Here is a 10,940-nt window from a genome sequence, read left to right as displayed (position 1 = left end):
TATTTCAGGACGAGACACATAAATGATAGCAAGTTTATTAACTTGCGGGCTGCTAACAAATCACCTTTTTCTTTCAAGTATTATTGATTACACTTAAGTACCTAAAACCAAAGACTATTACTTAGAGAGCTTCTCAACAACAAATGTTTCACTCTGCTTTGCAGGCCAGATAATCCTTCTACTAACTAACATTTCCTTATCATCGAAGCGATTAACAAAAATTATCAAACCAGACAAATAACCATCAGCCTCTATTCGCATTGAGTCAACCTTATTATCAGCAAAATAAAAGATCTCCTTTCTTCTTTCGCTTATTATCTTTTCTCTTTTGAAAAGGCTGACAATGGAATCAGGTATAGAACCCGAACCTGAATAAAATACTTTTTTTATATATAGACTTTTGTATAAATCACCATATTCTGTTCCTTCTGCAGTTGAAACCCTTCCCTGAGAATCAAGATGGTAAATTGTTGTATCTGGTTTAAAATCGTCCACCCTTGAATATTGGTAAATTTTATCAGAACTATCCTTATAACTATAAGAAATATCCCAATCATAACAAGAATACACCCTTCCACTCAATCTTCTATAAATACTATCATAATTGAAAGAATAGGATGCCCAGGAGCCTAAACTATGGAATAAGATACTTTTATTTTTATTACTCACCTTAATTGAGTTAAAGTAGGTATCTTTTATTGAAAATTCTTCTTTAAGAATTTTTTGTCCGAAAGGATCAAGTTCACACTTGATACATCTAAGACCTAGAGAATCATTATTACGAAAAGTTAAAGGAAAATTAATCACAGGAAATTCCTGATTCAGATTTACAAGCAAAAAACTCCTTTGATCAGGTTTTATAATTTTATCCTTCTCTGCAGAACAACTAGCTATTATTGCAATTATAAAACAAATTGTACTTCTCTTTAACAATATGTCCAATTGACATAAGCAAGATTTCATCTTAATCATTTTCCTCTTCCCTCCGAAGCCGCCAACACTTGCTTAAATATCACCGGAAAACTTTTCTCCAGAAACACTCCAGACTGCTTATTCGGATCAACAACCCTTGTGTTATGATTCACTGCTATAACTGTATTAAGAGCTGGTATTATAAAAATAAATTGCCCTCCATATCCAATTGCATACCTGACTTCATACCCTTCAAAGTCCGCAGTGTACCAGCAAAAATTATAATATGAATTTTTCAATCCCCAAGGTGCAAGTATCTTTTTGTCTTTTTGGAAAACCTGTCCTACGTATTTCTGTGATATTAATACTTTGCCATTATGTGTTCCATTATTCAGGATAAGTCTGGCAATTTTAAGCATGTCGTCAGTCTTAAACTGAACAGCAGTACCACCTCCATCATAGAAGCCATCATGCAATTTCACCCATTTATGATCTGTAATACCTAAAGGATTGAGTAAATATTTATCAGCAAAGTCAGCAGTTTCCATTCCAGTGGCCTTTGTTATAATACCAGAAAGCAAATGAGAAGCAGGTGTACTATAAGAAAATTTACTTCCAGGAACAGCATCCATAGGCAATGATAATAAAAACAAAGAAGGATTCGGACTGTTTAACCATTGATCACACATTGAATTAGGCCATTCAATAGCGGCTAGTCCGGACGTTTGATTCAATAGATGTCTGATCGTAATTTGTTTTTTAAGCTTAGAGGTATCGTCAAGAATTACAGGATAAAAATCGGAAATAGTTTGGTCTACACTTTTTATAAACCCCTTATCAATAGCAATACCTATAAGTAATGCCATGATACTTTTAGTTTCTGAATGGATATGAAAATAGGTTTCATCATCCTTGCCATTATAAAACTTCCTGAATGCCACTGTATCATTCTGAAGTACTACAGTTGAATATAAGCCAGGAATAGTCTCAAGTTCTTCGAGAGCTAATTTATTCTGACTTTGACAGGAGATTGTAATGACTGAAAGAAAAATTATGAAAAGCTGTTTCATAGAAAATCAATTTATTGAAATTAATCAATCCAGGAGTTATAAAAAAATGCAGAACTTAATTTATAGAAAATACTTCATTAAACACTTAGTGATACGATGCCCGATTTCTTTTAATGAATATTTGTAAATAGTTGAATACAATCTATTTTTGTTCACCACCGTTTTTAACAGCTTTTTCATAACCACCAGTTTACCACCTGCTTGCTGAATAGAATTTTAATAAGATTATTCACTTTTCCAACCACCAAAGTGAATCAGAATTTCTTTTACCAGTTTTTATTAACCTTTTAAAAACAATTTTACATTGATGAATAAATCTATACTCTTTTCTGCCTTGCTGGGGTTGTTTTCACAAGGCATATATGCCCAATACGATCCCACACAGCAATGGAATGGTAAGATAGGTAAAACCCTTCCTGAATCTCAACCTTATAAAGCCGAACCAATAGTAAAGGCCACCAAAGGAGCTCCGAATGTGGTCTGGATATTATTAGACGATGTTGGTTTCGGAGCCATCTCATCTTTTGGAGGACTTATCCAAACTCCAACATTTGACAGTCTTGCCAACAATGGACTCAGGTATACAAACTTTCATACAACAGCTATATGCTCTCCTACCCGTGCTTCATTGATAACCGGTCGTAATCAGCACTCAGCTCATATGGGATTATTTCCTGAAACAGCTCTTAACTACCCTGGCTATGATGCAAGAATACCATTCGAAAAAGCTACAATAGCTGAAGTATTGCGTGAAAACGGTTACAGTACTTATGCTTTAGGTAAATGGCACATCACACCTGTAAAAGAAGCTACTCAAGCTGGTCCGTTTAACCGATGGCCAACGGGACGAGGCTTTGATAAATACTATGGATTCCTTTATGGTGAAACTGATCAGTTCCATCCTCAGCTTGTGGAAGGAACTACTCCGGTTGAAACTGACAATGGCACACACCTTAATACGTTGCTTGCAGATAAAGCGATTAAATATATCACAGATCAAAAATCAACCTCACCTGATAAACCATTTTTCTTATATCTAGCAACAGGTGCTGGCCACGCTCCTCATCAGGTAGAAAAGGCATGGATAGACAAATACAAAGGTAAGTTTGATCAAGGCTGGGACAAATATCGCGAACAGGTATTGGCCAATCAGAAAAAATTGGGCATCGTGCCTCAAAACGTAGTATTGCCTCCGCACAACCCTGGCATCAAAAGCTGGGATTCACTATCTGTTGATGAGAAAAAATTATTCACAAGATTCTTTGAAGTATATGCAGGATTCATTTCTCAGACTGATTATGAAATCGGAAGAATTGTGAAGCATCTTAAAAAGCTTAATCAATTGGACAATACTTTGATCGTACTTGTTGTCGGTGATAATGGAGCCAGCAAAGAGGGTACCTTTGGAGGAGTTATAAACGGATTGGGTGAATACTTCGAAGGCAATAAAGACAACAGTGGTCCTAAGTATGATGAAAGGATTAAAAATCTTTTAAAGAGCTATGATAAAATAGGAACTGAATATTCAAGTCCTAACTATCCTCTTGGATGGGCACAGGCAACCAACACACCTTTCAGATACTGGAAACAAGATGCAAATTCAGAAGGAGGAACAAGAAATCCATTGATCATCTTCTATCCAAAAAACATAAAAGACAAAGGCGGAATACGTGATCAATATACGCACGTTAACAGTATCTGGCCTACAACGGTGGAACTAGCAGGTGCTAAAGTACCGACAGTTATTAACGGATATGTTCAGGAGCCGGCAGAAGGTATAAGCCTTGGGTATACCATTGATAATCCGAAAGCTCCAAGCAGACATACTATTCAATACTTTGAAATTTCAGGTACACGTTCCATTTATAAAGATGGCTGGAAAGCGGGTACATTACACAAACCCGGAACTCCTTTTGACAAAGATATATGGGAGCTTTACAACCTGAATGAAGACTATAACGAACGTATTGATCTTGCTGCCAAAAATCCTGAAAAACTAAAAGAACTTCAGGACATCTTTGATAGTGAAGCAAGAAAATACAATGTATATCCGTTAAAGGACGGATTGTCCACCAGCTTTGGTGCGGGACAAAGCGCCTATGAAGGACAATCAACAGTTGTGTTATATCCAGGAGTAGCTCAGATTTTCGGAGCTTCAGGACCTTCATTAACGGCAAGACCATTCAGCATTACTGCAGATGTTGAAATTACAGATAAAACCAATGAAGGTGCCTTACTTGCGGTAGGCAGCAGATTTGAAGGTTTCAGTTTCTTTGTCAAAGAAGGAAAACTACAGGTAGCTCATAACCATAACTCTAAAGTTACTTACCTGGTCTCTGACAGATCAGTTCCAACAGGAAAAGTATCATTGCGTTTTGATTTCAATTTTATACAACCTAAAGCTCAGGGAGAATCTGTAGGAAAAGAGATATTGTATATCAATAATCAGAAGGTTGCAGAAAAAGACATCACTCCTATTCATGCCTATATCTTTGCTTATGACGAAGGTCTTGATGTTGGAAGAGATCAGCTAACACCAGTTGCTGACATATATAAATCTCCTTTTAAGTTTACAGGCAAGCTAAACAACATCACCATCAATTATCCTCAGAATAATAGAGAAGCTCAGGAAAAGAGCGGAGAATAGTTTCAGATAGAGAGCACAAGAGGCTGACTCACATTGAGCCAGCCTCTTTTCATTTGTACAAACACCTTTATCCCCAGGTATTATTCTTTTATTATTTTACTGATCTTGTCTCCAGATTTCACAAAATATATTCCTGCTGGCCAAGAAGAACCATCTATTAACAGAGATTCCTCACCGTGCGTTATCTGATTGAGCATAAGCTTCCCCATAATATCATAAACATTAATTTCTTCATCGTTCAATATATCATTCAGAATAAATCTTTCCTGAAAAGGATTTGGAGTAACATTATTAGCTCTTGTATATTCTATTGGTAAGATACCCGTAGTCGAAGAAACATCATCTTTTACAAGATAACCTACAACTTTAGACATCCCACGCTCAACAATAAATGTTTCTTCGTTTTCAAGATGAAATCCAATTCGTTGTGCTTTTATTTTTAATTTCCCGGCAGGAAGATTTGTAAAAATAAATCCTCCTCCAGTTGTTTTAGCCCAGCCCACAATCGCACCGTTTTCATCTTCCGCATAAAGTAGAAGGTTCTGACAAGCATAATGCTTAGTGTCTAGAGCAAAGAAAGGATTATCGCCCATTGAAGAGCCCATCCAATCTGTCCCAGCATCACTGAATGTCGTGTCTTTATATAAGATAGTTCCTATGACAACATCATTTGTAACATTGCTTTGTGTGTTTTTGATCAGAGATATATTAGCCTCTGTAATATCACCTATTAAGATCACCTTATTGGCCAATTTGGAATCCAGCTTATTAAAAAAATATGTTGGAAAATAATCCTTCTGAAGGGTTGTCGTCACGTACATACCATTTTTGTAATATGAGGTATCACGAGGTATCGCATAGAGTAAATACTCTCCTTTTTTCAATCCTTTAATAATATATGTTCCGTCGTTATTTGTTTTTTGAATAGAAGTCTTTCCATTGTTTTTGTTGATAGCAGCAACATAGGCTAAAGTAAAATCAGAAGCTTCTGATGAAATTTTTCCGGATATACTATGATCATCCGATATTGTCATTGAGTTCTTATAATAATTATGTAAACAAGAGCTTTCAACCTTAACGCCCAAGCGACGCTCAATACCTTCAACAGACTCTTTTAAAAATGGTAAGGTATCATTAATAAAAGAAATACTCTCACTATAGATATTATTATATCTGTCAGTTTTATAACCCAATGTATTCGAAAATTGAGCAGATGCTTCACAAAAACATAAAACATCGTATTTATAAAGATTATCATAATGCTCCATTTGCAATTCACCAGTCAGCACATCTCCTCCGAACACATTTTTAAACAGGGAAATATCCCTTTGCAAATTTTCATCATCGTTGATAAACACTACATCACCTGAGACCGTGTTATTTTCAAACAAAACTGATCTTGTAGCAGACCATTGATAGTCTCCCGGCCTGATTTTTAATCTGCCACCTCTTATTGAGAAAAAGTTATTTTTAATTTCAATGCCAGCCTGGTCATTTCGAATAACAATATTATCCCAAGAAGATGTCGATGTTGGCGTAAAAGCATTGTCAGAAATAAAAATATTACCCTCCGTCGAATAACTTGACAAGCTCATTACTCCGTAAATTTTATTGCAAGTAAAATCAATTCCATTAATATAATTAAAGGTGCAGGTTTTTAAAATATTACCCTCAATCCTTAATCTTGTCAATGCAGTATCTATCTGAATAGATCCTATAAAATTATTATCTTTAATAATTGCAGGCCCATTAATTAAACTGGAATACAATGATCCTATTCTGTTATTTTCGATTACAATTTCAGGAGTGATGTAATCATAATACTCTGCTGCTTGATTGATCTTCAGACCATCTATTTGATTATTACTTAGCTCTATTATCCCCCGACAAAAAATGTCAATAGTTTGAATTTTATTATTCTTAAAAGAAGCTCTTGTTTGCTGATTCTTTGATTGTACATTAAAAGATTTATTAAAGCTGCAAAAAGAAAAATCAGCCTTGGAATTTCCATCAAGCTTCACTGCACCTTCGGCATCTCCATTAGGAATTGGATAAGGAAGGAACCTAATAGAATCACTTTTACTTCCTTCAAACACAATTTTGAATTTATTCTCAATATAAAATGCTGCATTTTTATTGAAGCAAATCTTAACACCTGGACCAACCTTTATATCTTTAGCGATTCGGCAATCTTTCTCAATGAAATGCAACACCGTTGTATCTGTAAGATCTGCATCAAGAAATCCTTTCAATACTTTTAAGCCACTTACTGGTATTAATACAGGTGCAAATCCATAATCAAAGTCTATAGTCCTGAGCGGTCCGTCATTATCTGAATACCAGGAGCCATATGATGCACGGACAGAGTCAACAGTAATGGAATGATAACCTGATTTTATCGCTACTAATTTATAGTATGTATAAGTATCAGCATATCGTATAGTAAAGGAACCGTAAACATTGGTTGTTGCAGTATCAACCAGTGTGCCGTCATATTTCCAAACCTCCACACTAATACCTCTATGATCTGTTTGGCCTAATAGGTAGATAGATCCACTATAGCCTGTCAATACATTTACAATGAATACTAAAAACAATATAATTTTTTTCATGATTTTCTTTTTAAAAGTTGTAAAAAGTTAAACTGAAAACGTTTTCATTGATAAGGCGTGGAGAGATTAATAACGTTCTAGAGTTTTAGAAAAAATAATTTAACATCAATGTAACCTGATGTTGAATACCTGAAAGGTCTTTATCAGAGATCCTGTATTGAAACTGATTCTGCAACATATAACGAGCAGAAATCCCAACAGCATTTGTTAATTTAACTCCGAATTCAATACCAGCACCAAGTCTCAATTGCTTTTCGTAAGCTTCTTTCCCATCTCCTTCTTTACTTAGAGATATAAATACAGGTGCTACCTGCGCCAGAATACTACAATAAAAGCGATTTCTGGTGTATATATATCCAAAGGAAATTGGTATGCTTATCGACTTTACCTGTTTATTATATGTAACATGATCAATCGCGACTACAGTATCTGTCCTTGTTCTTATGAATTCATCAACTATGGGAACCTCAGTTGAAACACCATCAACAGTATGAATATAATATCCAATTGTATCGTATTCTATAAAGTTTGTTTCTTTAGTAATTCTATTATTTACAGTGCTGTGTATCTTTGTTTTTCCAATCTGATAATTAAATCCAAGTTCAGCAAAGAAAACTTTGGATAGCCATATACTTCCACCTATTGAAGTAAATTTGGAATTACCATTTTCTACGTTCTTATTTTTGTATGAATCCCAGGAATACCCAGCTCCGCAATAAATTTTATTTAACCGAATTCTGTTTAATTGTTTATCTGACGAACTATAATATTCATGTGTAATCACAACCGGATCTTTCATTTCATATATGGTGTCATAAACAACAACTGTATCTCTTTGTGCATATAATAAATGTAGAGAACAGAGATATGCTAATAAACTAAAAAAAGAGAGCTTGAAAACCTTTAATGTTTTTTCCAAAACCTTCCTTTCGTTTTAATAGTGTCCACTAAATGAATTGTATCTTGTTTTACAATAACAACTTTCTGCACCTTGATAAATGGAGTCTTCGATGGTTGTTCGGAAGTGGTTTGTTGTGCAGTTGCAGATGGCTCCGAAATCTTCTGATTGGGTGTTACAATGTTATTCTCATCTTGTATCTTATCAATAACTGGACGTACATTATTTTTCAGGTTCATTCCATGCTCTACAGATACCATCTTTGATGCTTTAACATTTTTTTCTGTTTGTATTGAAGAAAGGTCAGAAGATTCAACATTGGGCACAATCTTATTTTCCTGTATTTCCTTAGTCACTGCAGTTTTTTCTGATAAAGGTTCCTTTATGAAGTTAGAATAAAAATAATGTCCACTCATTAAGGTCGTCAGAAATAATGTAGTAATGATAGAAACAGCATAAAAAATATTAAACTGTGACCATCGAAAATGAAGGAAGTTTTGCTTTTGAATGCGGCTTTCCATGGCCTCCCACTCTCCCCCGTCTTTTCTGACTGTATAATCATCAAAGACTGCTTTATACATGTCTTTAATTGGATCGCGCATAGTCTTGGGCTGATTTTAGAAAATTCAACAAATATTCTTTTAATAATTTCTTTGCACGGTTAAGTCTTGTTCTTGAAGTGATCTCATCTATTTCAAGCAATGAAGAAATCTCCTTATGGCTGAGCTCATCTACATAGAACATACTGAACACAGTGGATAAAATTTCTGGCAGACTGTGCAATGCCTTTAACATATAACCTTCATAGCCAGGCATATCAAGAAGCTTAAGATATTCAGCTTCGTCAAAAGTATCTTCAGACAAGTCAATTTCTTCTTTAACATCTTCCAGTCTGTACTTCTTATTTTTTCTTATGAAATCAATAGCGGAATGAATCATGACCCTTTTGAGCCATCCTATAAAAGAACCTTCGCCTTTATATTGGTCCAGGCATTTAAAAATTTCAATAAACCCTTCCTGCAAAACATCGCTGACATCATCAGGATTTTTTAAATACCGGACACATACACCTCTTAATAAAGGTGCATATCTGGTATATAATAACCTCTGTGCAAAAATAGAACGCTCTTTACAAGCCCGAATAAGTTCTTTTTCGTCCATATCCTCAATGAGGGCGTATGACTATTAAAAATGTTCTATAAAAATGGTGAAAATATTTTATATGGAGGGATTAATATTTCCCCTTCACAATAAAACACTGATAAACAGAAAGATCAATACTATCCTATACTTATCTAGGTATGAAATAACCTCTATAAAAAGCAAAAAGCCAGACTTTTTAAATCTGGCTTTGTTGCTAAAATAAACACTTACTATTCAATAACCAGTTTGTCACTGATGACTGTTTCATTGTTAATGATCTTCACCAAATAAATTCCAGAAGTCAGATTTGAAAGATCCATGTTGTCTTTCAATGCTGCTGATTCAAAAACTTTTACACCTGAAGCATTTGAGATGATCATTTGATCACCTGCTTTTAAATTCCTGATATTAAATATACCAGTACCAGGATTCGGATAAATAATCGACTCTTCATTTCCCTTATTTTCAATACCTGCCACTACGCCTATTTCTACAAAATCTGAATAAACAGTTTTTCTAAATTGTGTGTATGAAGCAGTAGACTCTGTTCTGATACTGGCAATGTCTTCCAAAAGATTATCTTTATCATCATAAACCAATTCATGCTCCGCCTCAGAATATTCTATAACCTCTCCGCTTCCAATGGTTGAAATGTATATACTGTGAACAACCTGACCTTTTTCGATATCATAAATTGTCTTTTCGTTTAATAACAACTGATCATCTTCAAATTCATTATGGGTTGTTGTTACCTTTATATCAGTTCTATCATAGGATGAAATTTGCAACCAACCATTATTCCATGCTTTCATGACATCTCTGTAATTTCCATCTTTTGAATTAGATATTTTCAGTATTTCTTTCAAACTTTTATCAGCATTAAAGGTCTTTCTGGTTTCTATCCAAAGGTTCTGAAACTCTTCAAACGTGCTTGAATCCTGCGGTAACCACTCATTATTTTTATATTCTTCAGTTACTCGCTTTGCTGGAACATCATTTTCAAAATCCAACCAACCGTTATAGGAAATTCTTGATGAATAAGTCCAGGCTTTCGTAACAGGATCAACAAAAGAATAAGTCTTGCTTACTATTTTTCTTTCTGCATCATACTTGATAAGGTATTTGGTCATGTCTTTCCATTGTTTGCCATCACTTCCATATACCCTTGTTTTCACTTCTTCCTCATCAGCCTGAGGGAAAGATCTTACATCTTCAGTTGCAAAGTCTAAGACCCATCCATTTGAGTAAATATAGGAAGCATGACCGCAAGACTCTCCATTTTCATTATAGCAATAAGTCTCTTTAGAACTTGGATTCCATTTTTGGGATGAAGGATCCCAGATATAATAGTAGTGTTCGATATTTTCTTTATTCGTTGAATAGACAAGAGAATCCTTAGACATAGGAACTTCAGAACCATTCTTTGTTACTTTGGTTACCTGATCACCATTTTGATTGTAAGTATAATGGTATAGACTGGACAATTTCCATTCTTCATTCGCTCTAAAATAAACCGCTTCTTTTGTCGGTTTAAATACATTTTCCTGAGCATTTGCTGTACAGATCAGCATATTGCAAACTGCAACAGCCTTAATAATCAATTTCATAGCGTAATAATTTGAGTATAATTTGTAATCCCTCTCTGGTGTGAATAAAAA

The 10,940-nt window shown here is 34.7% G+C and carries 8 protein-coding genes; 1 reads left to right on the top strand and 7 read right to left on the bottom strand.

Annotation, left to right across the window (positions count from 1 at the left end; all coding sequences use genetic code 11):
• Positions 1-117: 117 nt before the first annotated feature.
• Together J7604_RS25370 and J7604_RS25365 are read right to left on the bottom strand one after the other, a co-directional pair.
• Entirely contained in the window at positions 118-963 is an 846-nt protein-coding gene (locus tag J7604_RS25370; protein WP_293902828.1) for a hypothetical protein, read from the bottom strand.
• Positions 964-968: 5 nt separating this feature from the next.
• The gene (locus tag J7604_RS25365; RefSeq protein WP_293902825.1) at positions 969-1,982 is read right to left on the bottom strand and encodes a serine hydrolase; all 1,014 of its coding nucleotides are present in this window, start codon (positions 1,980-1,982) and stop codon (positions 969-971) included.
• A gap of 307 nt (positions 1,983-2,289) precedes the next feature.
• Here J7604_RS25365 and J7604_RS25360 point away from each other — a divergent pair, with 307 nt between their 5' ends.
• Positions 2,290-4,629 carry an arylsulfatase gene (locus J7604_RS25360; RefSeq protein ID WP_293902822.1) on the top strand — a complete coding sequence of 780 codons (2,340 nt, stop codon included), beginning with the start codon at positions 2,290-2,292 and terminating at the stop codon, positions 4,627-4,629.
• An 80-nt stretch (positions 4,630-4,709) separates the two neighbouring features.
• On the opposite strand, the gene J7604_RS25355 is transcribed toward J7604_RS25360, so the two are convergent.
• The 5 genes from J7604_RS25355 to J7604_RS25335 form a co-directional block, all read right to left on the bottom strand.
• Complete coding sequence (locus J7604_RS25355; RefSeq protein ID WP_293902819.1) at positions 4,710-7,241, bottom strand: T9SS type A sorting domain-containing protein; 2,532 nt, start codon at positions 7,239-7,241, stop codon at positions 4,710-4,712.
• Positions 7,242-7,326: 85 nt separating this feature from the next.
• A complete protein-coding gene (locus J7604_RS25350; RefSeq protein ID WP_293902816.1) occupies positions 7,327-8,160 on the bottom strand; it encodes a hypothetical protein in 834 nt (277 codons plus the stop codon).
• Positions 8,145-8,741, bottom strand: coding sequence for a hypothetical protein (locus J7604_RS25345; protein ID WP_293902814.1), 597 nt, complete (start codon positions 8,739-8,741; stop codon positions 8,145-8,147). Before J7604_RS25345 ends, J7604_RS25350 begins: the two co-directional genes overlap by 16 nt.
• Complete coding sequence (locus J7604_RS25340) at positions 8,725-9,300, bottom strand: sigma-70 family RNA polymerase sigma factor (protein ID WP_293902811.1); 576 nt, start codon at positions 9,298-9,300, stop codon at positions 8,725-8,727. The genes J7604_RS25345 and J7604_RS25340 overlap by 17 nt, the downstream gene beginning before the upstream one ends.
• Positions 9,301-9,512: 212 nt before the next feature.
• The gene (locus J7604_RS25335) at positions 9,513-10,889 is read right to left on the bottom strand and encodes a T9SS type A sorting domain-containing protein (protein WP_293902808.1); all 1,377 of its coding nucleotides are present in this window, start codon (positions 10,887-10,889) and stop codon (positions 9,513-9,515) included.
• Positions 10,890-10,940: the final 51 nt, after the last annotated feature.

The sequence above is a fragment of the Sporocytophaga sp. genome (genome assembly GCF_017745095.1).
GTDB lineage: Bacteria > Bacteroidota > Bacteroidia > Cytophagales > Cytophagaceae > Sporocytophaga.
Note: the sequence above shows the minus strand (reverse complement) of the source record. Positions and strands in the feature narration are given on the sequence as shown.